Source organism: Streptomyces sp. NPDC031466, from assembly GCF_055581265.1.
Map to the genome: position 1 here is coordinate 176,340 of NZ_JBVIJT010000014.1, position 23,487 is coordinate 199,826.

18 protein-coding genes are annotated in these 23,487 nt (G+C 70.6%); 13 read left to right on the forward strand and 5 right to left on the reverse strand.

Annotated elements, in window-relative coordinates; genetic code table 11:
* Positions 1 to 1,035: 1,035 nt before the first annotated feature.
* Positions 1,036 to 1,545 carry a hypothetical protein gene (locus ACZ5GP_RS31005; protein ID WP_468754012.1) on the forward strand — a complete coding sequence of 170 codons (510 nt, stop codon included), beginning with the start codon at positions 1,036 to 1,038 and terminating at the stop codon, positions 1,543 to 1,545.
* An 87-nt stretch (positions 1,546 to 1,632) separates the two neighbouring features.
* Here the strand turns inward: ACZ5GP_RS31005 and ACZ5GP_RS31010 are convergent, their stop codons facing one another.
* Positions 1,633 to 2,802, reverse strand: a complete 1,170-nt coding sequence (locus tag ACZ5GP_RS31010) for a serine hydrolase domain-containing protein (RefSeq protein ID WP_468754013.1) — start codon at positions 2,800 to 2,802, stop codon at positions 1,633 to 1,635.
* A gap of 377 nt (positions 2,803 to 3,179) precedes the next feature.
* Here ACZ5GP_RS31010 and ACZ5GP_RS31015 point away from each other — a divergent pair, with 377 nt between their 5' ends.
* Positions 3,180 to 3,335: a hypothetical protein gene (locus tag ACZ5GP_RS31015; RefSeq protein ID WP_010059700.1), complete on the forward strand. Its 156-nt coding sequence runs from the start codon at positions 3,180 to 3,182 to the stop codon at positions 3,333 to 3,335.
* Positions 3,336 to 3,519: 184 nt separating this feature from the next.
* Here the strand turns inward: ACZ5GP_RS31015 and ACZ5GP_RS31020 are convergent, their stop codons facing one another.
* Positions 3,520 to 3,927: a helix-turn-helix domain-containing protein gene (locus ACZ5GP_RS31020; RefSeq protein ID WP_468754014.1), complete on the reverse strand. Its 408-nt coding sequence runs from the start codon at positions 3,925 to 3,927 to the stop codon at positions 3,520 to 3,522.
* A 365-nt stretch (positions 3,928 to 4,292) separates the two neighbouring features.
* On the opposite strand from ACZ5GP_RS31020, the gene ACZ5GP_RS31025 reads away from it, so the two are divergent.
* From ACZ5GP_RS31025 to ACZ5GP_RS31075, 11 genes are all read left to right on the forward strand, one after another.
* Complete coding sequence (locus tag ACZ5GP_RS31025; protein WP_468754015.1) at positions 4,293 to 4,814, forward strand: hypothetical protein; 522 nt, start codon at positions 4,293 to 4,295, stop codon at positions 4,812 to 4,814.
* 5 nt (positions 4,815 to 4,819) lie between these two features.
* Positions 4,820 to 6,082, forward strand: coding sequence for an NAD(P)-binding protein (locus tag ACZ5GP_RS31030; RefSeq protein ID WP_468754016.1), 1,263 nt, complete (start codon positions 4,820 to 4,822; stop codon positions 6,080 to 6,082).
* Positions 6,083 to 6,118: 36 nt separating this feature from the next.
* On the forward strand, positions 6,119 to 6,895 hold the full coding sequence (locus tag ACZ5GP_RS31035) for a HisA/HisF-related TIM barrel protein (RefSeq protein ID WP_468754017.1): 777 nt from the start codon (positions 6,119 to 6,121) through the stop codon (positions 6,893 to 6,895).
* Positions 6,896 to 6,939: 44 nt separating this feature from the next.
* A complete protein-coding gene (locus tag ACZ5GP_RS31040) occupies positions 6,940 to 7,908 on the forward strand; it encodes a zinc-dependent alcohol dehydrogenase family protein (protein WP_468754018.1) in 969 nt (322 codons plus the stop codon).
* Positions 7,909 to 7,960: 52 nt separating this feature from the next.
* The gene (locus ACZ5GP_RS31045; RefSeq protein ID WP_468754019.1) at positions 7,961 to 11,077 is read left to right on the forward strand and encodes an amino acid adenylation domain-containing protein; all 3,117 of its coding nucleotides are present in this window, start codon (positions 7,961 to 7,963) and stop codon (positions 11,075 to 11,077) included.
* A gap of 61 nt (positions 11,078 to 11,138) precedes the next feature.
* The gene (locus ACZ5GP_RS31050) at positions 11,139 to 11,807 is read left to right on the forward strand and encodes a hypothetical protein (RefSeq protein ID WP_468754020.1); all 669 of its coding nucleotides are present in this window, start codon (positions 11,139 to 11,141) and stop codon (positions 11,805 to 11,807) included.
* A gap of 83 nt (positions 11,808 to 11,890) precedes the next feature.
* Positions 11,891 to 12,826, forward strand: a complete 936-nt coding sequence (locus ACZ5GP_RS31055) for an SAM-dependent methyltransferase (RefSeq protein ID WP_468754021.1) — start codon at positions 11,891 to 11,893, stop codon at positions 12,824 to 12,826.
* Between the two features lie 241 nt (positions 12,827 to 13,067).
* The gene (locus ACZ5GP_RS31060) at positions 13,068 to 16,175 is read left to right on the forward strand and encodes an amino acid adenylation domain-containing protein (protein WP_468754036.1); all 3,108 of its coding nucleotides are present in this window, start codon (positions 13,068 to 13,070) and stop codon (positions 16,173 to 16,175) included.
* Positions 16,176 to 16,483: 308 nt separating this feature from the next.
* On the forward strand, positions 16,484 to 16,921 hold the full coding sequence (locus ACZ5GP_RS31065) for a spore-associated protein A (protein WP_468754022.1): 438 nt from the start codon (positions 16,484 to 16,486) through the stop codon (positions 16,919 to 16,921).
* A gap of 176 nt (positions 16,922 to 17,097) precedes the next feature.
* Positions 17,098 to 17,508: an STAS domain-containing protein gene (locus ACZ5GP_RS31070; protein ID WP_468754023.1), complete on the forward strand. Its 411-nt coding sequence runs from the start codon at positions 17,098 to 17,100 to the stop codon at positions 17,506 to 17,508.
* The gene (locus tag ACZ5GP_RS31075) at positions 17,505 to 19,760 is read left to right on the forward strand and encodes a SpoIIE family protein phosphatase (RefSeq protein WP_468754024.1); all 2,256 of its coding nucleotides are present in this window, start codon (positions 17,505 to 17,507) and stop codon (positions 19,758 to 19,760) included. The genes ACZ5GP_RS31070 and ACZ5GP_RS31075 overlap by 4 nt, the downstream gene beginning before the upstream one ends.
* Positions 19,761 to 19,970: 210 nt before the next feature.
* Here the strand turns inward: ACZ5GP_RS31075 and ACZ5GP_RS31080 are convergent, their stop codons facing one another.
* From ACZ5GP_RS31080 to ACZ5GP_RS31090, 3 genes are read right to left on the reverse strand one after another with little or no spacing between them, the layout of a single operon-like run.
* Positions 19,971 to 20,141 carry a hypothetical protein gene (locus ACZ5GP_RS31080; protein ID WP_468754025.1) on the reverse strand — a complete coding sequence of 57 codons (171 nt, stop codon included), beginning with the start codon at positions 20,139 to 20,141 and terminating at the stop codon, positions 19,971 to 19,973.
* Positions 20,142 to 20,158: 17 nt separating this feature from the next.
* On the reverse strand, positions 20,159 to 21,145 hold the full coding sequence (locus ACZ5GP_RS31085; RefSeq protein WP_468754026.1) for a Gfo/Idh/MocA family protein: 987 nt from the start codon (positions 21,143 to 21,145) through the stop codon (positions 20,159 to 20,161).
* Between the two features lie 22 nt (positions 21,146 to 21,167).
* Positions 21,168 to 22,577 carry an NDP-hexose 2,3-dehydratase family protein gene (locus tag ACZ5GP_RS31090; RefSeq protein ID WP_468754027.1) on the reverse strand — a complete coding sequence of 470 codons (1,410 nt, stop codon included), beginning with the start codon at positions 22,575 to 22,577 and terminating at the stop codon, positions 21,168 to 21,170.
* Positions 22,578 to 23,487: the final 910 nt, after the last annotated feature.

Consider the following 23,487-nt stretch of genomic DNA (forward strand, 5'->3'; position numbering starts at 1 on the left):
GGAACGGACGGGGGACTGCGGCTGCTGCCCGGCTTCCCTCCGGTGGCTGATGCCGGAGGGAGGACGAGCCCGGCACGGGTGCCGGATGCCGCTGGACTGTTCTTCGCTCTACATGCGGTGGCCGGGCTTCGGCACCCGTGACAGGCTCCATCGACCGGTTAATCGCTGACGATACCGAAGTCCGACAACGTGCCCAACTAAGGCCCCCCGAGAGGGATTTGAAGATCAATCACCGAAGTGGGACGGAAACCGCCAAACGGCCAATTGTCGGTCTTTCGCAGGGTTAGTTCGCCGCCGGGAAACCCATACGCGGAGGGCTTTGGGCGCGTCCGCCCCCGGAACCCCTCCGGATACGGCATAAGGAGCCACCAAGTTCGGTTACATATCCAGTGCTGGACACGGGCTCTGGACTGGCCTTCGCTCAGCATCATCGGGCATTTGCCCGGAGGGTTGGCCCCCTTCGGGTGCCCGATGTTCCTCGTCACCGATGGCCCCGCCGACGGCGGGGCCATCGGCGTTTTCCCAGTTCATGCCAGCTGGGTCCTCCGGGAAAACCGTGCCCCTTCGGCCGGGTGCGCCCCCCGCCGTACACCGGAACAGGATCTTCCGCCTGCTTTCGATCATGACTCCTCACGCGGATCGAATGTACGGACGAAGCCGACCAAAAGGGACCCTGCCCTGAGATTGCGGAATCGGCTACAGGCTGTAAGATGCCGCGCCCTTCATCACCCGACGCGACCGTCACGTACTCACCAGTAATCGAATGAGCAGGCGAAACGCCGGGTTAGGGGATCTTGTGGGGTCATATGTCGGCTTTCGCGCGAAACCACGCTCTGTCGATGCCGAACGCGACGTGGTGCGCGATGTGCCACGGAGCCACCACTGCCGGTCGACTCCGAAAGGCGCGGTCGGGCGCCTGCCGACGGGTGACGGCACACGGCCACGCGGGTGAGGTGTGCGGCCGGGTCATTGCCCGGAGCGGCCCGGGAGAGTTGATGTGGGCTCGTTCCGCTCGCTCGCCACCTGGAGGTTCCCTTGCCGCGCACCCCTGCCCGTACCCGGCTGTTCCGCGCCGGTGTCCTCACCGCCGCTTGCGCGATGCTCACCGGCACCGCATTGACCACCACCGCGCAGGCGGCCCCCGTGGCCAAGCCCAAGGAGAAGGTGAAGGTGCTCGACTGGCTGTCCGTCAAGCAGTCGGACACCAGGCCCCACCACCCGCGCGTCGGCACCGACTGGGTCATCCACTCCCACCTCTACACCAACCGCAAGGGGCACCTCGGCAAGAAGATCGGCGACGCCTCGTCCCACTGCAGTGTGGCCGCCATGGACCACCGCGGCTATGTCTCCCTGTGCCACCGGGTGCTGCGGACCGACGACGGCGGCATCAGCCTGAGCGACACCATCGACCACTTCGGCCCCACGCCGTACAGCGGCCTCTCGATGGTCACCGGCGGCACGGGCAAGTACCGCGAGGCCGAGGGCCAGGCGGAGATCACCCTCCATCCCGGCGTCACCCGGTACCGCATCATGCTGGACGACTGACCGGCACGCGGAAAGGGGCGTGACCGCGCGCCCCGCCCCAGAACCCGGCCGGCCTGCTGCGCCCAGGCCGGCCGGAGGGGCCGCCCGCTACGGCGTGCCGCAGAACTCGGCGTCGACGATCTTGCGCCTGAACCCCGTGTCCCAGCCCGAGTTGTAGTTGAAGGCGAGCTGGTGGCGGCCGTCCCCGGTGGACAGTGCCATGGAGAGCCACCCCACCATGCCTCCGCCGTGCCCCCAGAGCGTCGTGCCGCAGCTCGTCTTGAGCCGGGTGAGCCCGAGGCCGTAGGACACACCCGGGGACTCCGGCGCGGACACGGTGGTCTTCATCGCCTTCAGCTGCTTCGGCGGCAGCAACTCGCCGCCCAGCAGGGCGTGGTAGAAGCGGTTCAGGTCGCCCGCCGTGGAGATGATGTCACCGTCGGCCCAGCCCTGCGACCCGTTCATCTCGGTGATGTCGTCGATCCGGTCGGGCGCCGACTCGAACAGCTTCGCGTAGCCGCGGCTGCTGGGCCGGGGCAGGTGAATGCTGTTGCCGGGGTTCGAGGTGTTCTTCAGCCCCAGCGGCCCGATGATGCGGTCGTGGACCTCTTCCTCGTACGTCCGCCCGCCCACCTTCTCGATGATGAGTCCGGCCAGGACGTAATTGGTGTTGGAGTACGAGTGCTTGGCGCCCGGCTCGAAGAGGGGCTTGTGCGCGAGCGCCACCCGTACGTGCTTCCTGGGCGACAGGGTGTCGTAGCGGTGCTCCAGGTAGCCCTCGAGCAGGTACTTCCTCTGGTACTCCGCGTCGGCGAGGTAGTCGAACAGCCCGCTGGTGTGGTTGAGCAACTGCCGGACGCGGATCCTGCGGCCGTCGTTGCCGTTGCCCCGCACCACGCCGGGCAGCAGCCGCTCCACCTTGTCGTCGAGGTCGAGTCTGCCCTCCGCCTCCATCTGGAGCAGGACGGTCGCCACGAACGACTTGGTGATGCTGCCCACGCGGAACTTGTCGTTCTTGCCGCGCGGCGCGCCCGTCGTCCTGTCGCCCACGCCCGACGCGGCCTTCCACACGCCGCGGCCGTCACGTGCCTGTGTCGTGATGCCGGGGATGCCCGACGCCACGGCGTCGTCCATGGCGCGCTGCGTGGCCCGATGCCCCGTCCCCGCCGCGGGCCCCGGATCCGACGCCGCCTGGACGGGCGCCGCGAAGGCGGTCACCGCCAGAGCGGCCGCCGCGATGCCCGCCCCGAAGACCTTCGTGCTCCTGCGTAAAGCCATTGCGTGCTCCTTGCGGTTCTGTAGTCGTCTCATGTCCGGCCCGTCCGTACGACTCGTCGCGAAAGGGCCGTGTGGGTACCAAGACCACGCGCGGGGCCGAAGGGGTTGAGACGGACTGCGTCGGACCGGGCCCGAGCCCGGAGGCGGAGCTGCCGGGTTGCGAGCGGTGAGCCGTGGGGCCGCCCGGGATCCTGCCCGGTCCAGCGGCTGCTTCGGAACGAATTTTCGAGGGGATGCGTGGAAACCGGATCGGCGGGCACAAGAGCTATCGCACCGAGGTCCTGCTGGACTTCTGAGTCGGCCGGGACCTTCCGGCCGAGGGGCACACTCAGGCCTTTGTACCGCGTCCGAGTCGGACTTGACGATGGGAACTCGAAATGATCATTCTTGGACTTATTCTGCTGATCATCGGCCTGCTTGTCGGCATGGGGCTGCTGACGACCATCGGCGGCATCCTGATTCTGGTGGGCGCCATCCTGTGGATCCTGGGCGCGACCGGTCGCGCGGTCGGTGGACGCAAGCATTTCTTCTAAAAATTGGGCGAGAGCCCGGTCATGAACAGGTGGGAACCACACGGCCCCGGCCGTGTGGTTCCCACCTGTTCATGTGGTGACAAGTTCGAGCGGACCGGTGCCCTGGTGGCCGCGCCGAACGCCGCCACCACGGCGTCGTACCGGGGCCACGATCCCCACCCACCCCCAGCGTCTCCGCGAGCCCTTACTCGTTCGGCCTGTGGCCTCGGACAGGGATGCCGAAGTGTTGGGCGATCGCCTCGGCCCGGCCCGATACCCCGATCTTCCGGTAGATCGAGTGCAGATTGTTCTTCACTGTGCGTTCGGCTATGTCGAGCCTGCGCCCTATCTGGCGGTTCGAAAGACCGGTCACAAGTAGTTCGAAGACTGCGTTCTCACGATCCGTGAGGTATTCAATTCTGCCGACGGATAACTCCGTGTCCGGGGTGGCGAATCCGGGATTCGACCGGCGCTCCTCAACCAGACTCCTCAACAGCTGGGCCACCTCGTCAAGGGCCCGTAGCAGCGCCCGAAGACTGCACATGAGTTCCTCATGGCAGGAGTCTTCTTCGTCGGGCATGACATCGTCCCCCGGGATGAGTCTGTCGCTCATGGACGGGACAGCGGCTCTGACGTCGGAAGCGGGCAGGCAGGCTCATCATTCCCTAATTCGCGGGGCGGTGAACCCAGGAATCCGGTCAGCTTACGGTTCCTCCTGCCCGGCCGTTCCCGCCGTGATCCGAGATGCCTGCACCCTCCCTCGTCAGTGCGTCCTCACTGGTTCCTTTCTGCCCCTGCGGCACCTGACGTCACCGGACGGCACTCCACCGTGTACGGGGCGCCTTGTGGGCGTCAAGGCGGGACCAAAGGGCCTGGTGCCGTATCAAAGGTACCGAATTACTCGCTGTTTTCGGATACGGGGCTCGGGCACTCGTGACTGCGCAACGGAGCCGACAAACAACGCTGGCGAGGGAATTCATGAATGCCGGTCCTGTATCTGCTGCTGCCCAGTTGCTCGTCGAGCAGGAGCGAATTATCGGGCAGCGTGACAGCGCGCTGCTGCGAATTGCCCGCGACGGCCGGGTGAGCCGACAGAATCTCCGTCGCATGGTGCAGGCCGACCAGTTGTGCCTGGAGACCGAGACCGTGACCTACGCGGTACGTCTCACCCGTTTCCCGAGTGGACCAGCAGCCGACCTTTTCGCCGGGCTGATCTCCGGTCTGCGCTCCGTCAGGCCGAGCCCCGACCGGTGCGCGAAGGCGGTGGGTTCACCCCCCGTCTCCGCTCTCGACCCGTTGACGGCCGCCGGCGCGTTCGCCTTCCCCATGGCGGTTTCCACCGTCGTGGAGGACGGCGCCCGCGAAGGCGACACGTCCGACCACGCCGCGGCGGTCGCCAAAACCCTGCCGGCCGGCCTCGACGGCTTCTGGCGGTTCGCCGCGGGGGCGGAGCGAGCACCAGAAGCCGTCCAGGCCGGCCGGCGAAGCCGACAAGGGTGATGACCGTGCGCGTGGGAATAGCGGGCGGCGGAATCGCCGGTCTGACGCTGGCCTGGTTGCTCGACGAAAGCCATGAGGTGCTCCTGCTGGAGGAGCGGACGAGGCTCGGCGGGAACGCTGAGTCCGTACAGACAATGGCGGACGGCGGTACTCACGTCATCGACCTCGGTGTCAGGGAGACACCCGTCGAGGTGTCTCCGGTCTGGCGGCACATCGCGGCGTCGGCGGGTGTCCCGGCGGGGGATCTCGTGGCGACCACGGCTTCTCGCGTGGTGTTCCGCAAGCACGAGCACCCGGCCGTGTGGGTCTCCGCCGCGGAACCCGCCGACGTGGCACGACCGGTCACGACCGGGGGAGCGGCGTACCGGGCCATGGTCCGTTTCGCCGAGGAATCCGCGCGGTGGGAGACGGAGGGGATGTCCTGGGACGTCACGCTCGACGACGTCCTGCACGCGTGGTCGCTGCCCTCACCCTCGGTGGAGCACCTGCTGTGCGCGCTGCCGGCTGCACTCCACGGCTGCACGCTGGACGAGGCGAGAACCCTGTCCGCCCGGGCGGTCGGCGCGACCTTCACACCGCCGGACACGGTCCCCCGGACCACGTACCTGCGAGCGGGGTCCGCGTCCCTCGTCCACGCACTTGCCGCCGGCTCGCCTTCGGTCAGGCTGCGACTGGGGACCGGCTTGCGGGCGGTGCGCCAGGTCGCGGAGGGCTTCGAACTCGTGGACGGAACGGGAGCCGTCCACCCGGTGGACGCGGTCGCCCTGGCTCTGCCGGCGGACCACGCCCTGGCAGCACTCTCCGGTCTGGCCGGCACGGGAGCCTGGCAAGCGGCACTGAACGCCGTCGCGTACCGGCAAGTGACCTACGTCCTGCACCGCGACCCGTACGGAATGCCCGAGGACCGGCGCGTGTGGTCCGCCGGCAACACGACGGTGGAGTCGGGCCGGAGCGAGACCACGACCTGGTACGGCCCCTCGCTGGGTGTCGATCTGTTCGTCAGCCAGGTCGACCACCGCGCCGGGCGGCCCCGTGCGGAACTCGCCCGCTCCTCGTTCCGGGCGACGCTCCCCACCCCGCGGGCATGCCGGGCAAGGCAACGGCTGGGCGCGATCGAAGAGGGCCAGCGCCTCCTCTTCCTCGGACACTGCACGACCCCGGTGGAAACACAGGAAGCGGCCATGGCATCGGCTCTGGCAGTGGCAGATCACCTCGCACCCCGCGGCCCACGGCTACGGCGGCTGCGCAACTACCTGGAAGGCGGATGACCGATGCGACAGGGAATGCGACAAGGAAGCGGCACCATGGACACTTGGGCCCAGGTGGCCCGGCAGGTGATTCCCTGCATCGACGTGCGCGACGGCGTGGCGACCGACCCGTCCGGGATCCCGGGTCTCGCCGACCCCCTCGACGTCGTCGGCATCGCCGCCGGCTACGCGCACGACGGTGCCGGCCAGTTGTTCCTGGACGTCGTCGATCCCTGGACCGCCGTCGGCTATCTGCCCGACCTGCTGCGCGAGTTGCACGGGACGGGCCTGGAACTGCTCGTCTCGGTGCAGCACGGAGTCCTGCCGTCGCCCGAGGAGTGCGAGGAGTTGCTGTCCGCGGGCGCGGACGCGCTCTCGGTCAGCACCAGCATGGTCGATGAACCCGACCGGGTGGCGGGCGCCGCCCGCCTGTTGGGGGGCCGACGGCTCATCGGCGTCGTCAACTGCTCGGGCGACCGGCAGCGAGGATGGCGGACCGTCATCCACGGCGGCGCCACCCGCACCACGGTGGACGCCCTCACCGTAGCCCGGCGGTTCGGTGAACTGCGCGTGCGCTCGCTGCTCGCCAACAACGTCGACCGTGAGGGCACGGGCATCGGTTACGACCTGGAACTGACCCGCGCCACGGCCCGGGTGTCCGGGCTTCCGGTCATCGCCTCCGGCGGTGCGGGCTCGGCGGGACAACTGGCGGACGCGCTGCACGGTGGCGACGCCACCCACGTACTCGTCAACAAGGTCGTCCACAGCGGCCGGGAGACGGTGGGTTCGCTGAGCGAGAGCCTGTACCGGCACCTGCGCGGGGAAGCGGGCTGATCGTGCGGGCCGTGGCCTTCCAGGGGTACGGACATCCTGCCCGCGTGCTCCGCCTGACAGACCTCCCCCGTCCCGAACCGGGCCCGGGCCAGGTACGGGTACGGCTGACCGCCCGTCCGATCAACCCCTCGGACCTCCTGTTCGTCCAAGGCTCCTACGGTCGCGAGGCTCGTTTCACCCCGCGACCGGACGAGGGCACCCGGGAGAGCGGCTGGGCTGTCGCCGGGTTCGAGGGGGCGGGCACCGTGGACACCCTCGGCCCCGGCACCAGGGGGCCCGCACCAGGCACCCGGGTGGCGGTCTCCGCCACGGGAACGTGGCAGGAACACATCTGCCTACCCGGCACTTCGGTGATCCCGGTCGAGCACGGCGTCTCCACCGAGGCCGCCTGCCAGCTCACCGTGAACCCGTTCACCGCCCACCTGCTCGTGCGTGACCTCGCCCTCGATCCGGGCGCCACGCTGCTCCTCACCGCGGGTGCCTCCGCCGTGAGCCGCATGGTGATCCACCTGGCGAGCGAGCGCGGTGTCCGGTGCCTGCCCGTGGTCAGACACCGCGAACAAGCACACGCGCTGACGCGCCTGGGCGCGCGGCCCCTGACGGCCGGCTCCGCGGGCGCCCTCACCGAGGCGGTACGCGACACCGTGGAGTGCGGCCAGGTGGACGCGGTGCTGGACGCGGTGGGCGGCGCTCTCGGCGACGCGGCTCTGCGCTCCCTCCGTCCCGCCGGACGGTTCGTCTCCTACGGCATGCTGTCCGGCCGCCCCCTCTCGGTGCGCCCCGACGACCTGGTCTTCCGGCAGGTGAGCGTGTGCGGCTTCTGGCTTCCCGCCCGTATGGAGCGCCTGGACGAGAAGGAGCTGGGCGTTCTCACCGGGGAGGTCCAGGAAGCCGTCGCACGTGGCCTGCCCGGCCTGGAGGTCGCGGAACGCTACGACCTCGCCGACTTCCGTACCGCGCTCGAACGCACGGGGCGACCCGGACGCGCCGGAAAGGTCCTGCTCACCGGCTGACCGCAACCGGCCCCGCACATCCCGGCCAGTCGACCCAGGAGAGGAGTCGATCATGCCGTCGACGGCGCCCACGCCGAACGGCCGCACCCGTCGGCACGTCCGCGCGTGCGAGGACACCCCTACCGGCGACCTCCGCGACGCCCTGCTCCCGGACCTGTTCGCCCGGCAGGCACGGCGGACCCCCGACAGCGAGGCGCTGGTGTGGAACGGCGGCCGCTGGACGTTCCGGGAGCTGCGCGACCGGGTGTACGGCGCCGCCGCGCACCTGCGGGCTCGCGGCGTGAGCGACGGCGACGTCGTCGCCGTACTCCTTGACCACTCCCCGCAGTCGGTGGTGACCACGCTCGCCGTCCTGGAGGCAGGCGCCGTCCACCTCCCCCTCGACCCGCGCACTCCCGGCGAACGGCTGGCCACGATGATCCGGCACGCGGCCGCCAGGTATGTGGTGACCCTGCCGGACGCCACCGTCCCCCCGGCTCTCCCGCTCGTCCGGGTCACCACTCGCGAACTGGAACCGGAGAGGACGGCACGGCCCAAACCGCGCCGGACCGCAGGACGGGTGGCGACGGACGCCGCGTACCTCGTCTACACCTCCGGTTCGACCGGCGCGCCCAAGGGCGTGCTGTGCCACCACCGGGGACTGGTCCGCTTCGTGACCGCCGACCACCCGGCGGTCCCCGGGCCCGGCGACCGCCTGCTCGCCACGACCCACCCGACGTTCGACGTCTCGTACTACGAAATCTTCTGCACCTTGCTCAACGGTGCCTGCCTGGTCCTCCCGGAACCCGAAGTCCTCCTCGACACCGAGACCCTGCGGCAGTGCCTGCGCCACCACCGCATCACCACCCTGTGGCTGGCCGCCGGACTGTTCCACGTACACGCCCGGTCGGCACCCCGCATGTTCTCCGGACTGCGCTGTCTGATGGTGGGCGGTGACTCGGTCAGCCCCGGCGCCGTCCGCGCCGTACTGGCCCACGGCGCGCCGGCCACCTTGATCAACGGCTACGGGCCGACGGAGAACGGCGTCATCACCACGTCGTACAAGGTCCGCGACCTGCCCGACCACGCGGAACTCGTCCCCATCGGCAGGCCCGTGCCCGCCACCACCGTCCACGTGGTCCGGCGCGACGGCAACCCGGCCAAGGCAGGGGAGGAGGGGGAACTGTGGGTGGGCGGGGACGGTGTGGCGATCGGCTACCTCAACGACCCGGAACTGACCGCGGAGCGCTTCGTTCCCGACCGCTTCGGCGACGACCCGCAGGGCCGCCTCTACCGGACGGGCGACATCGTGCGCCGCCGGGACGACGGCGTGCTGGAGTTCCTGGGGCGCAGGGACAGGCAGGTGAAGCTGCGGGGCTTCCGGATCGAGCTGGACGAGGTCGAGGCCGTGCTGTCCACCCATCCGGACGTCCGGGAGGCCGCCGTCGGCGTACTGGGCGAAGGACTGGGGAAGCACCTCGGCGCGGTCGTGGTCGCCACCCCGGGCGCCGATGCCACCGCGCTGGCCGCGCGCCTGTACGACCACGCGCGGGACCGGTTGTCGGCCCATATGGTGCCCAGCAGGATCGTCTGCGCCCCGGACCTGCCCCTGACGACGAGCGGCAAGGCGGATCGCGCCCGCCTCCTGACCCTGCTCACCCGGCAGGGAACCGGTCGACGCGAGGGCGCAACGCCGCACGGCGTGGACGAGAGGGCTCTCGAGCGCATCTGGTGCGAGGTCCTGGGCACGGACGCCGTGCGGCGGGAGGACGACTTCTTCGCCCTGGGCGGCACGTCGTTGACGGCGACGCACGTCGCCGCGGCCACCCGCCGCCACTTCGGCATCGACCCGGGGATGGGCAGCGCCCTCGTCCGCGAGCTGCTGAACAGTCCGACCTTCGGTGCTTTCGCGGGGCGGGCGCGGCGACTCGCCGGGCAGGGGACGGCGCGGGCCGCACCCGCGAAGCCGGACCTGCACGCCGAGGCGCGACTGCACCGGGCGCTGCCGTTCACCGGACCGCGGCCCGCATCCGGCCACTTGGGACGGGTGTTCGTCACCGGCGGTACCGGCTTCGTCGGCGTCCACCTCATCGATCGGCTCCTGTCGGCCGGCGCGGAACGCCTCTACTGCCTCGTCCGCGCGCGGGACGACGCACAGGGCACCGCGCGCGTCGCCGCCCGGATGCGGCGCTACGGCCTGGATCCGCGACGCCTGGACGGCCGGGTCACGGTGGTCACGGGTGACCTGTCCGCCGAACGGTTCGGATTGGACAGGGCAGCCTGGGGGCGGTTGGCACGGGAGAGCGACCTCATCGTGCACTGCGGCGCGCAGGTCAACTTCGCGTACCCGTACGAAACACTGGCTCCGACCAACGTCGGCGGCACGCGCACAGTCATCGAACTGGCGGCCGCGCACCGGCTCAAGCCCGTGCACCACATCTCCACCGTCGGAGTCCTCACCGGCCTCGGCCGCACGGGGGTCCGGCACGTGACGGAGTCCACCCCGCTCGGCCGTCCCGGCCGGCTCCCGGGCGGTTACACCCAGACGAAATGGGTCGCCGAGAAGCTGCTGGCCCAGGCCGCGCGCCAAGGGCTTCCCACATCGATCCACCGTCCCGCCGAGGTCACGGGCACCGGTGACCGGGGCGTGTGGCACACCGACACCCTGATGTGCGCGCTGTTCCGCACGATCGCACAGACCGGCATGGCCCCCGACGTGCCGCTGGCCCTCGACTTCGTCCCCGTGGACCACACGACCGAGGTGATCACCCGGGTGATCACCCACGAGAAGCCCGACGGCCGCGTCTACCACATCACCAACCCCGACGTGGCACAGCTGTCCCTCCTCGTGGACCGTCTGCGTGCCATGGACTACCGGGTGCGCACGGTCGGATACCGGCCATGGGCGGCCGGAGTCGTCCGGGCGGCCGACGCGGACCCCCGGCACCCGATGACGCCGTACCTCCCGCTGATCGCCGCGCCCGCGACCGGCACGGACCCCGCCGTCGAGCCGACGTATCTGACGAGCACATTCCCCCGTCTCAGCCGCGACAACACCGCCCGTGTGTCGGCGGACGCCGGCCTGACCTGCCCGCCGGTCGACGCCCGGCTGATCGACCTCTACCTCGGCCGCCTCCGGGAGAGCGGATACCTCCCGCCACCGCGGGCCACCGATGGCCCCACCGCCTGAACCGCTCACCACCCGCACCGACGACGGCCATCCGTCGCCGACCACCACCGAAAGGAAGCACATGACCACCCGAAGCCACATGGACGCCAAGGCCCTGGCCGACGACGTCCGACAGAGCCTCACGAGCGAGGCCCCCGGCAGTCCGCTCACCCTGGCGCCCGTCACCGAGCCCGGCGTCCTGGAACCGCTGCGTCGTCTGGTGGCGGTCGAGTACCGGGCCCACGCGGTGGAACTCGTCGCGTACGGCACCCTGCTGACCCGGTATCCGCACCGGCCCGCCGCCGAACTCTGGGTGACCCTGGCACGCATCGTCCACGAGGCCACTCCCAAGTTGCGGGAAGTGGCCCGGGCCCTGGAAATGACGGAAGCCGACCTGGTGGGCCCGCCGACGAGCAGCGGCGCCTACTCCTTCCACGGCGCCATGTCCTGGATCGCCGCATGCGGGAGCCAGACTGCGGCAGCCCTGGCTGCCCACACCGACATGCACGTCTACTACTCCGGCGCCACTGCCGTCGCACGACGCCTGCGGGAGACGGGTGCACCGGTGCCGCGAGAGTTCCTCGACTACTACGACGACCCCGGCGACGCCGCCCTGGCGGAACTCGCCCTGACCGTCGCCCAGGACGGCTTGGACCGGGGCGACGATCCGCAGGAAGCGCTGTTCCACGCCCACCGCATCGCAGACGCGCTGCTGGACGTCTGGAAGGCCGCGGCGGCCGACACGGTCTGAGCCCGTGACACCCCGGTGCCGGGGCCGCCGCCCCGGCACCGCGTCACCTGTCCAACACCGCCTGTCCGACAAGGAGGCAACCGATGAACGGCATCGACGAACCGACGTATGACGAACCGGCGTATGAGGTACTGCCGAGCCACCACAGCGACCCGTTCCGCGCTCACGTGGTCCGGGCCTACGAGGACTCTCCGGGCGACTGGCAGATGGTCCTGGGCGAGCAACTGCACTTCCAGTGGGGCGTCTTCGACCACCCGGACTCCCCTCGCCCCGTGTCCCTCGACGAGGCGGGACGCAGGCACCTGGAACGGCAACTCGCCCTCGCCACGGGCGACGGTCCCGGCCACACCACCCCGCGACGCATCCTGGACATCGGGTGCGGATGGGGGGCGACGCTCAGGCACCTCGCGCAGGTCTATCCCGACTGCCCGCGCCTGGACGGCATGAACATCAGCGCCCAGCAGCTCGTGCACTGCGCCGGCCTGGTGCGCGACGTGCCCCGGCCGGACCGTGTGCACCTGTATCTGTGCGACGCCGCCGACATCGCCGAGCTGCCCGACCCGGAGCAGCCCTACGACCTCGTGGTCGCCCGGGGAGTCATCACACACCTCCCCCCACAGGTGTACGAAACCGCGGTCGAGGCGCTGGCCCGCCGCATGCGGCCCGGGTCCCTGCTCGTCGTCTCCGAGACGCTCTACACCGAGGAGTTCCTGGACCGTGAGCCGGATCTGCCCGCGGACGCGGACCATCTGGCGCTGCGCCACCGCAAATCGCCGCGCTACGTCACCGAGGTCCTGCGGGACGGCGGATTCCGGATCCGGGACGACCGGGTGCTGCCCTGCCCGGAGGACGCCGCCCGATGGGTGCTGGAGCTGAAGAGCAACATCGACGTCCACTTCCCCGAGAAGGCGAGCCCGCCTCTGGAGGCGATCCGGCGCATGGCCGCGGAACTCGCCGTCACCCTGCTGCGCCAGGACGCCTCGGCCCACAGCATCGTCGCCGAGAGGAGCCCCGCGTAGGACAGCCGGTACCGGCGTCCCTTGGCGCCGCGCCCAGCGGCCCAACCGGGCGGCGGAGTGAGACTCCCGTCGGCACGGCGACGCCGTGCGCGGTCCGGTGTTCCGCTCCTGACGCTTCCGCGCGGGCCCCCGGCGGGCCGCCCCGCACACCATCCCCCCTCACCACGCCGGCCCCCTGTCGGGGTGACGCCCCAGGACAACGACCTGACCACCCAAACGAACCCGAGGAGTCGGCGTGGCAATGCCGAACGACATCACCCCCACCCCCCTGCCCCGGCATGCCCGTAACTGGAACCAGGTGTCCACCGGCCATCCCCGGACGGCCACCATCCCGCTCCTCTTCACGGAACAGGTCGACGCCCGGCCCGAGGCAACGGCCGTGGAATGGGCGGACGGTGCATGGACCTACCGCGAGCTGGCGGAGCAGGTCCGGCGCGGTGCGACGGCGCTGCGGGCGCGTGGAGTGGGTGCCGGGGACGTGGTCGCGGTGGTCATGCGCCGGTCGCCGGCGGCAGTGGCCACCATCCTCGCGGTCCTGCACGCGGGCGGGGTCTACCTCCCGGTCGGTCCGGACCAGCCCGCCGACCGGTTGACCCTGATGCTGCGGGACGCCGGAGTCCGGGTGGCGGTGCACGGCGCGGACGGGCCCGTGGAGGTACCGGACGCCACGACCGCCGTCCGCGCCGACGACCTGTTCACCGTTCCCGAGGACGCTGATCCGCAGTGGTGGCGCGAACGCGCCGCCGGTGAGGCGGCGTACGTCATCTACACCTCCGGATCGACCGGCACGCCCAAGGGCGTGGTGTGTCCCCACCGCGGCCAGACCAGGCTGGCCCGCGGGGCGGGGGAGCTGCGCATCCGGCCCGACGACCGCGTTCTCGCCACCACCGACCTGACCTTCGACGTGTCCTGCTTCGAGATCTTCGCCACCCTGCTGAACGGCGCCTGCCTCCTCCTCACCCAGGACTCGGACCTGCTGGACTCCAAGGCACTGGAGAACGTGGTGCGCGGCCGGCACGTCAGCGTGATGTGGCTGAGCGCGGGCCTCTTCCACCAGCACGTCCACCTCGCACCGCACCTCTTCGCCGGGTTGCGTCTCCTCGTCGCGGGCGGCGACGTGCTCAGCCCCCGCGCGGTACGCGCCGTGCTCGCGGAGGGCCGGCCGGGTGCCTTCCTCAACGGCTACGGGCCCACCGAGAACTCCTCCCTGTCCACCGTGTGCCGGGTGGACCACCTGGCACCGCAGGCCGAGAACGTGCCCATCGGGGTGCCGGTCGCGGGCTCGACCGCCTACGTGGTGCGCGAGGACGGCGCGGTCGCCGCCCCCGGCGAGACGGGCGAGCTGTGGGTCGGCGGCGACGGGGTGGCGCTGGGTTACCTGGGCGACCCGCGCAGGACGGCGGAACGCTTCGTCGAAGACCGGTGGAGTCCCGAGGGGATACGCGGACGGCTCTACCGCACCGGCGACATGGCACGGTGGCGCGAGGACGGGGCGCTCGAGTTCCTCGGGCGGCGCGACCGCCAGGTCAAGATCCGCGGCTACCGCGTCGAGCTGGACGAGGTCGAGTCGGTGCTGTCGGCCCATCCGCACGTGCGTCAGACGGCGGTCGACGTCGTCGGAGAGGGGGCGGGGCAGCGGCTGGTGGCCGCTGTCGTGGCGCAGGGTGGACGTGAGCACAAAACCCTCGTGGCTCGCCTGCATGAGCACGTACGCGACCGGCTGCCCAGCTACATGGTGCCGACGCGGATCGCCCTGGTGGACGCGCTCCCCCTCACCTCAAGCGGCAAGGTCGACCGCAGGTCGCTGTCCGCCCTGGCCACGCCCGCCACGTCGGCGGCCCGTGCCGAAGCGCCCCGGGGAGAGGTGGAGGAGATCCTCGCCGATGTGTGGCGCGATGTCCTCCACGAGGACACGGTCGCCCGCGACATGCGCTTCTTCGCTCTCGGCGGTACATCGCTGCGGGCCACTCAGGTCACCGCCGCGGTACGCGAACGGCTGAAGGTACCGGCCGGGTTCGGGCGTGCGATGATCCGCAGCCTGGTCGCCGACCCGTCCCTGCGGGACTTCGCCGCGACGGTGCGGGACCTGCTCGACGGGCACGAGGAGTCCGCCGGCGCGGACATCGACTTCGCGGCCGAGAGCCGACTAGATGCGGACCTGCGGTACACCGCGCCCGCGACGGCCGCTCCGCGGGCGCCTCGGCAGGTTCTGCTGACCGGCTCGACCGGGTTCCTGGGGAGCTACCTCGTGGACCGGCTGTTGCGGGAAGGCGTGGAGCGCGTGCACTGTCTGATTCGCGCCGACGACCCACCGCAGGCCCTCGCGCGGCTGGCCGCCAGGATGCGGCGCTACGGGCTCGACCCCGAACCGCTGCTGGAGCGTGTCGTCCCCGTACCCGGAGAGCTGGCCGAGCCGCACCTCGGCCTGTCCGAAGGCGACTGGGACCGGCTGGCCCGCGAGACCGACCTGATCGTGCACTGCGGCGCACGGGTCAACTTCGCCTACCCCTACGGCGCGCTCGCGCCGGTCAACGTGGGCGGCACCCGCACGGTGCTGGAGCTGGCGGGCGAACACACCACCAAACCGCTCCACTACGTCTCCACCCTCGCGGTGATCGCCGGGTTCGGCACCGCAGGCGTCGGACACGTCGACGAGAACACCCCGCTCGACCACGCCGACCGCCTGTCCCTGGGCTATCCCGAGACCAAATGGGTCGCGGAGAACCTCGTTGCCGAGGCCGGCCGGCGCGGCCTGCCGGTGGCCGTCCACCGCCCCTACGAGGTGACCGGCACCGTGGGCCGGGGCGTGTGGAACACCGACACCATGATGTGCGCCCTGTTCCGCACCGTCGCCGAAACCGGCCTCGCCCCGGACCTGGCCCTGCCGCTGGACTTCGTGCCGGTGGACTACACCGCCGACGCGATCACCCACATCATCACCCACCAGGAACCCGACGGACGCGTGTACCACCTCACCAACCCCCGCGCGGCCCGTCTGCCCCTGCTCGTGGAACGCCTGACCGCCATGGGCTACCCGGTGCGGACCGTGCCCTACGACGCGTGGACAGAGATGCTCGCCGACCTGACGGCACGGATGCCCGACCACCCCATGGCCCCGTACGTCGCCATGTTCGTCGAACCGGCTCGTGACAGCGAGGTCTCGGTCGAGCAGATGTACACCGAGGGGGTCTTCCCCGCCTTCGGCCGCCGCAACACCGACGCCGCACTCGCGGACAGCGGACTCGTCTGCCCGCCCGTCGACGCCGGGCTGCTCGACACCTACCTGCACGAGTTCAGGCGCACCGGGTTCCTCGCGTCGCCCTCCGCGTCCGCCCGCGACACGGCCTGATCCTCGAAGCGCGCACGCATGCAACGAATGAACACCTGCTCCGCCGCGGCGCGGGTGGGAGGAGTACGCCGGTCAGCGGACCCGGCCTTGGCGAAAAGACGTGCCAGGCCCACCGTCCGGTGGGGCGTCGGGGGGCCGCTGTGTGTCCTGGTGCCGGAGCGTCCCGGTGCCCGGGATGCGGGGTGGCGACGTGCAACTGGCGCGGGCCCCGACTGTGTCTTCGCCGGCAAGACCGCCCTCGGGGGACCGTTGACGAGCCATGACGGCGCTTCAGGCGGTGCGGCTGACACCAGTATCGGGGAGAGCGCATGAAGCACAGGGGACACATCCGGATGGCGGCGGTGGCCGCCGTGGCGGTGGCGGCAGGGGGCGTCATGTTCACGTCTGCCGGGGCGGCAGCGGCGGCCGCGCCCGCGGCCCCGTACAACAAGGCATGCGGCGCCGGCTACAAGGTCGTGAACCAGATCAACATCGGGAGGGCGGGGACGTCTTACCTGACGTACAACTCCGCGACGGGAAAGAACTGCGCCGTGACCGTCCGCAGGACCCCGGGGGCGGCCGTCCACATGTACGCCTGGGTCCTGCGGGACGACACCAGGGACTATGCCGATGACGACGGCTACTACCGGTCGTACGCGGGCCCGGTCTACCTCGCCGCCAAGGGCCACTGCGTCTCCTGGGGCGGCGTGATCGCCGCCGAGTCAGCCGGCAGAAACGGCACGAATTGCGGCCGGATCGCCCGGTGACCCATGAGGCCGACCACCTCCGGCTACGCGTCTTCGAGCCGGGTGACCGCGTGCGATCCGCCGCCGGGGTCCACAGGTGTGAGGAGTCGAGAGGAGGGTACCCCCCAGCAGCAAAGATCATGGTCCACTGATGCGTCGACGCGGACCCTGAAAGCGCCATACGGAGGAAGTCGCGGGTGTTCTCGGTGCAGGTCACGCATGAGGCGCAGGGGGCGGTGTTCGTGCTGCGCGGAGAGCTCGACTTCGAAAGCGTGGTGCAGCTCCAGGAAGCCGGTGCCCAGGAGCTGGTCAGGAGTCGGGCCGCGGGCCCGGTCGTGGCCGACTGCACCCACCTGACGTTCTGCGACTCCTCCGGCATCGGCGCTCTGCTGCGGCTCTTCCAGGATCTGGCGGCGCGGCAGCGGGTGCTGCGCGTGGCCGCCGTGCCCGGCCCGGTGGCCCGTCTGCTGTCCTTGACGGGGCTGGATCAGGTCTTTGGCGTGTACGCCGACGTCGCGCAGGCCCTGGCCGTGGACATCGACCGAGATGACATCGCGGATGCCGGCCCGGACGGTCCGGCACGGCCGAAGGAGAGGCAGAACATATGACGCGCGTACCGGGGCAGCACGCCTTCCCCTCTGCCGCGACGGCAGAAGCGCGCACCGCCGCTCCCACGGACGCGGACCACGATCTGCGGGCGCTGTTCGGGCACTCCTCGGCCGTGTTCGCCTCCCTGGCCGGGCCGGCGCACATGCTGGAAAGCGCGAACGAGGCCTTCTTCGCGGCGATCGGCGGTCCCGAGCGCACCCGTACCGGAGTGCCGCTGGCCCAGCTGATGCCGGAACTCGTCGAGCAGGGCTTCATCGCACTTCTGGACCGGGTCTACCGCACCGGCGCGCTCTACACCCGGCGGGAGGCCCGGGTGGTGCTGGGCGTGGGCGCGAAGTCGCGCGAGGCGTTCTTCGACTTCAGCTACGAACCTCGTGTGGACGTCGGCGGCAACGTCCTGGGCGTACGCGTGATCGGGGTGGAGACCACCCAGGTCAAGCAGGCGCAACGGCTCACGGCCGAGCACCGGGTGCTGCTGGAGCAGATTGCCCGCCAGGCACCCCTGCCCGAGGTGCTGGAGGGCATGGCGCGTGCGATCGAGGACCTTGCGCCCGAGGAGGTGCTGGTCTCCGTCCTGCTCGCCGACCCCGACGGCCGCCACCTGCGCCACGGCGCCGCCCCGAGCCTGCCCGGCTTCTACAACGAGGCCATCGACGGCATCGCCACCGGCGAGGGGGTGGGCTCGTGCGGCACCGCCGCCCACCGCCGAAAACCGGTGATCGTCCCCGACATCGCCACGGACCCGTTCTGGGACGACTTCCGCGACCTGGCCGACAAGGCCGGCGTGGCCGCCTGCTGGTCCACCCCGATCCTGGCCCGCGACGGCTCGCTGTTGGGGACCTTCGCGATGTACCACCGCGTCCCGCGCGCCCCGCAGGAGGCCGACCTGGCACTGGCCCGGGTCTTCGCCGGTACCGCCGCCCTGGCGATCGAACGCCATCAGGCCGAACAGGCACGCATCCGGGCCGAGGCCCGCGAGAAGGCCGCCCGCGGCGATCTCGCCTTCCTCCTGAACGCCAGCACCGCCCTGTCCTCCGACCTGGACGCCGCCCAGACCTTCCAGCGCCTGGCCGCCTCCTGCGTCCCGCGCCTGGCCCCCGTGTGCGCCGTGGACGTCATCGAGGCAGGGAGAGTACGCCGCGTCGCCACCGCCGCCCCCACCCAGGACGAGCAGGCCCTGCTGGCCTCGCACATTCCCGTCTACGATGCCGCCGACGACGCCGTTGCCCGCGTCCTGGCCTCCGGTGCCAGCGAAATCGCCCGTCGCACGCCCACCGGCCCCGGGCCCTGGCACGACCTGGGTGTCACCGGCTACCTGTGCGTCCCTCTCCTGGACCGCGGCAGCGCGTTCGGCGCCGTGACCCTCCTGTCCACCGGCGAGCACACCTTCGACGGGCACACCGTCGCCCTGGCCGAGGAACTCGCCTCCCGCGCCGCCCTGGCCGCCCGCAACGCCCGCCAGTACACCCACCGGGCCACCCTCGCCCGCGACCTGCAGGCCGGCCTCCTCCTGCCCGACCTGCCCCAGGTGCCCGGCGCCGAGGTGGCCACCTACTACCGCCCCGCCGGCGAGGGCCTCGACATCGGCGGCGACTTCTACGACGTCTTCCCCCTGGACGACGGCCGCTGGGCGTTCCTGCTCGGCGACGTCTGCGGGCGCGGCGCCATCGCCGCCACGACCACCGCGCTGGTCCGCCACACCGCCCGCGCCGTCGCGCCGCTCCTGCCCGGGCCCAAGGCCGTCGTCGAGGCCGTCAACCGCGCCCTGGTCAACCGGCCCGCCGGGCACGGCACCGGCTTCGTCACCCTTGTCTACGGCCAGCTCACCCCCACCCCCGCGGGCCTGGACGTCGAACTCGTCCGCGCCGGCCACACCTTCCCCCTGCAAGTGGACGCCGACCGCGCCGTCCACCCCGTTGACACGCCCGGCCTCTTGCTCGGCGTCGGCCCCCACACCCACCTCACGCCCCGCCACCTGCGGCTGCGCCCCCACGAGAGCCTGGTGCTCTACACCGACGGCATCACCGAAGCACGCTGCCGCGGCGACGAACTGTTCGGCGAGGAGCGCCTCGCCGAGGCCGTGGCCGGCGCACCGGCCCGGCCCGCGGCCCAGCACCTGATCGATGCCGTCACCCGGACCGTGCACGCCTTCACCGGCGGCCAGGACATCGACGACGACCAGGCCATCCTGGTCCTGACCGCCACCGACCCCGGCCGGCCCGAGACGCCTCCGACGGCCCGACGGCCATGACACACGAGCAGCCGCGTTCCTCCAGCGCGAGCCGGAAGCAGACACTGCGGCCATAGCCGGCGTCCGCCACGACCACCGGAACGCTCAGCCCCTGCCCGGCGAGATGCGAGTGGCTTCTTCGTGTGCGTCTTCGATGGGGTATCCGGCGTCTTGCAGCATGCGGACGCCGGTCTCCAGCGAGAGGGCCCCGGCAGTCACACCCTTGACCACCTATTCGAGGATCGCTGTCCGATCGGTCGGGGTGTGCGGCCCGAACACCAGCCGAGCGGGAAGAACGGCGCCCTGCGGCCGGCCGTCGGCCCGGCCCGCCTGGTGGGACCTGGCCGAGTCGTACGCCGGAACGACCGCGACCCGGTCGGTGTCCTTGCGGAGGTCCCGCATGGACTGGTGGTGTGGGATCAGCAGGGGCAGACGCGTGCCGCGTCCATGACCCGCTCGACGAGGTCGGCCTGGAGGACGGCGTCCGCGTGGTGCCGCGCGAGTCGGCCGGGGTCCCGCCTCGCGGAGAGGGCGAACTCCCGCACCAGGTTGGCGAACTGCGCGTCTGCCGGCAGGGTGAGCACCTCGAAGGTGTCCTGACGGGCGATCTCCAGCCGCGGCAGGTGGGTCTCCGGCGGAGTGAAAGCCCGGTCGAGACGGAGACGGCCGGCGGTGCCGAAGAGGGTGTACTCCGCGCGGTAGGCGTGCTCCATGCCGAAGGCCAGATCTGCCACCACGCCCTGTGGCGTGGCGAGCAGCACATGGCCGGAGAGCACCACGTCGCGGCGCCGCTCGTGGCGCAACACCGCGCCGATGACCTCGAGTTCGGGGCCGAGGATGTGCAGTGCGGCCCGCAGAGGATAGATGCCGATGTCGAGCAGAGCGCCGCCGCCGACGTCAGGCTGGTATCGGATGTCGCCCTCCGCCTTGGGAGGGATGGTGAAGGCCGCGGAGAGGGAGCGTAGTTCTCCGATCGCGCCCTCACCCAGCTGCTTCATGACGGCGGCGTGCTGCGCGTGGTGCAGCGACGTGAAGTTCTCCATCAGGACCAGGCCGCGGGACCGGGCGAGGTCGATCAGCTCCTCGGTGCGCGAACGGGTGGCGGCCAGGGGCTTCTCCACCAGGACGTGTTTGCCCCGCAGCAACGCGGCCTCCACCCATTCCGTGTGCAGCATCACCGGCACCGGGATGTACACCGCGTCGATGTCGTCGCGGCTCAGCAGCGCGTCGTAGCCGGTGACCGCCTTGCACCCGAACCGTTCGGCGAACCGGGCGGCCTTGGCCGCGTCCCGGCTGGCTATCGCGGTCACGTCGATGTCCGGGTCGGCGATCAGCGCCGGGATGGTGCGGCGCAGGGCGATGTCGGCCGCGCCGAGCACTCCGAATCGTAGGCGGGACGAGGACATGCGGTTTCCCTTCGGGCCGTGCTCAGCGCAGCGCCTGAATACAGGCGACGAGGCTGCGGGCCTCTACGTTGAGGTAGTTGCTGTGGGGCAGCAGGGCGAGGAGCTGGTGCAGGGTGAGCCAGCGGAAGTCCTGGTCCACCTCGACCGGGAAGTCCTCCCCGGCCTCCACCACGACGTAGCGGTTCTCGGCGTGGTGAAAGCGGCCTCCCTCCTCGGACTGCGGGGTGTCGTACCGAATGCGCCCCGGTTCGGCCGACAGTACGTAGTCCAGGTACGCCGGCCGGTGCTCGTGGGGGACCGACTGGTAGTTGGACGGCCGGCACTGCACGGTCGGCGCCATCTCGGGTCCGTTGAGGGAACCGGCCTCGGTGCGGGCCTGGATCAGGACGTGCAGCACGCCGTTGATCCGTTTGGTGACGAAGGCGGCGAGGCCGGGACCGGTGGGGGCCAGCAGCGGCTGGGTCCACGACGAGACCTCGCGGCTGCTGGCCTGCACACTCACCCCGATGACACGGAAGAAGTCGCCGTGCTCGTGGGCTATGGAGTCGTCGCCACGCCGCCAGCCGCTGCGTTCGGTCTCTTTCAAGGGGACGCGCTGCTGTACCAGTTCCCTCTGGGACCGGACGTCGGTCAGCCAGCTGAGGACCTCGCGCATGTCGTGCAGCGCGGCGGAGGCATCGGCCAGGGACTGTGTGACGGCGGTGGCGAACGGGTCCACCGGCGCCGGCAGTCCGTCCGCGGGGGGCGACACGTCCGACGGGAAGCAGGACAGCACCGTACGCGTGTCCATGTTCACCATGTGCGGAGTGAGCAGGAGCTCCCGCAGTTGGGCGAGGCTGAGCCAGCAGAAGTCGTCGTCCAACGGCACATCGTCCAGGGCCTCGACCACCATGTTGCGGTTCCGCTTGTGCAGGAACCAGGAACCCTGCTCGGATTGCAGCACATCGACGAGGATCCGGCCGCGCCGGCGCGAGGTGAAGTACTCCAGATACTTGACGCCGCTGCCCCGGTGGACCCGGGTGTAGTTGCTACGGGTCGCCTGAACTGTCGGGGAGAGCTGGAGGCCGCTTATATTGCCCGGCTCGTGCTTGGCCTGGATCAAAACGTGCAGCACGCCGTTGAACTTCTTGACCAGCAGCCCTAGAATTCCGACTTCCGGCTGGACGATGATGGGCTGGGTCCAGCTGCCGAACCAAGCGTGGTCCGTCCGTACCTGGAGTCCCTCGACCGAGAAGAAACGCCCGCTGGTATGCCGTAGATTCCCCGTGCCGTCGTCGAATTCCCATCCGGCCAGCCCGTCGAATGGAATGCGGTCCACCGTCAGCCGATTCGACCGCTGGCGATCGGCGAACCATGACCGGAATTCTTCGGGCGATGTGACCTCGTCCCCGGTAGCCAAAATCGAACCCATTGATTCGCTCACTTCTGCCATCTTCTCCCGGATCAGGCGACCCGTACCGGGAGATGCTGGTACGGAGGTCGACTCGGAAACACCACCGGAGGCGCGATGGAGCCCGGAAAGGCGTGCGGGCTCCGCAAACGGCCGTCGGCCGCAATGCGACAGACGGTCCCACCCCCGTGGCCCGGTCACACCGGTTCGATTTTGTGACGTGCGATGCATCGTGGACCGGTAGCCCGACTACTGCTTTGCGACAGGATGATCTACGAAATTGGCCATGTCAAGCCTTGATCAAGTCCGAGCGCCACACTACCGTCTGGCGGGACAGGAAAGGCGTGTCCTGCTTCGATGGAATCGGGCTCGATGGAGTGCGGTGACATCGCGCGCGGCCGCTTTTATCCTGCGGGGCGTTCGGGGTGTGAGCGGGGCGAATTCCCTTGAACGGGCACGTTCCGGCGCGGGGTGTTTCCGTCGACGCCGCCGCCCGATTTGTCCACGGGGGTCACCGGCGCGCACGGGGTCGTGCGCGCGCCGTCGTCGACGTGTCTCGAGGCTCGCCCGCCTGCGGTCCCGGGGCCCCGTCCCGCTGCGCGACGGGGCACCGTCACAGACCCTCCCGCGCCGACCTGCGTGGGCCCCATCCATGGCCTGACCTGGGCGTAAACCCCTCCAACGGAGGCCTGTGACTGACCTCACAGGGGTGTGGGGTGCCGAGCGTGATCACTTTCGATGAGGATGGCCGGGGGTGCGCTCGCCGATCTTGGGGGTGTGGTCCGAACTTCCTTTGACCCAGTTTTCATTCGTCATTCCGTCCATCCTTGACTGTCGGTGATGGATTTGGTGTGACGCTTTTTTCGACCGAGCGGGGGCCGTCGATCGTGTTGTCGGATGCTGGTTTGGTGCGGGATGACGCGGTGGCTGTTGTTGGTGTGTCGTGTCGTTT

Coding starts and splice junctions, on each gene's coding strand:
- ACZ5GP_RS31025 (WP_468754015.1), top strand. CDS start 4,293: ATGAATGCCGGTCCTGTATCTGCTGCTGCCCAGTTGCTCGTCGAGCAG.
- ACZ5GP_RS31065 (WP_468754022.1), top strand. CDS start 16,484: ATGAAGCACAGGGGACACATCCGGATGGCGGCGGTGGCCGCCGTGGCG.
- ACZ5GP_RS31090 (WP_468754027.1), bottom strand. CDS start 22,577: ATGGCAGAAGTGAGCGAATCAATGGGTTCGATTTTGGCTACCGGGGAC.
- ACZ5GP_RS31045 (WP_468754019.1), top strand. CDS start 7,961: ATGCCGTCGACGGCGCCCACGCCGAACGGCCGCACCCGTCGGCACGTC.
- ACZ5GP_RS31075 (WP_468754024.1), top strand. CDS start 17,505: ATGACGCGCGTACCGGGGCAGCACGCCTTCCCCTCTGCCGCGACGGCA.
- ACZ5GP_RS31080 (WP_468754025.1), bottom strand. CDS start 20,141: ATGCGGGACCTCCGCAAGGACACCGACCGGGTCGCGGTCGTTCCGGCG.
- ACZ5GP_RS31060 (WP_468754036.1), top strand. CDS start 13,068: ATGCCGAACGACATCACCCCCACCCCCCTGCCCCGGCATGCCCGTAAC.
- ACZ5GP_RS31050 (WP_468754020.1), top strand. CDS start 11,139: ATGACCACCCGAAGCCACATGGACGCCAAGGCCCTGGCCGACGACGTC.
- ACZ5GP_RS31020 (WP_468754014.1), bottom strand. CDS start 3,927: ATGAGCGACAGACTCATCCCGGGGGACGATGTCATGCCCGACGAAGAA.
- ACZ5GP_RS31010 (WP_468754013.1), bottom strand. CDS start 2,802: ATGGCTTTACGCAGGAGCACGAAGGTCTTCGGGGCGGGCATCGCGGCG.
- ACZ5GP_RS31085 (WP_468754026.1), bottom strand. CDS start 21,145: ATGTCCTCGTCCCGCCTACGATTCGGAGTGCTCGGCGCGGCCGACATC.
- ACZ5GP_RS31035 (WP_468754017.1), top strand. CDS start 6,119: ATGGACACTTGGGCCCAGGTGGCCCGGCAGGTGATTCCCTGCATCGAC.
- ACZ5GP_RS31055 (WP_468754021.1), top strand. CDS start 11,891: ATGAACGGCATCGACGAACCGACGTATGACGAACCGGCGTATGAGGTA.
- ACZ5GP_RS31015 (WP_010059700.1), top strand. CDS start 3,180: ATGATCATTCTTGGACTTATTCTGCTGATCATCGGCCTGCTTGTCGGC.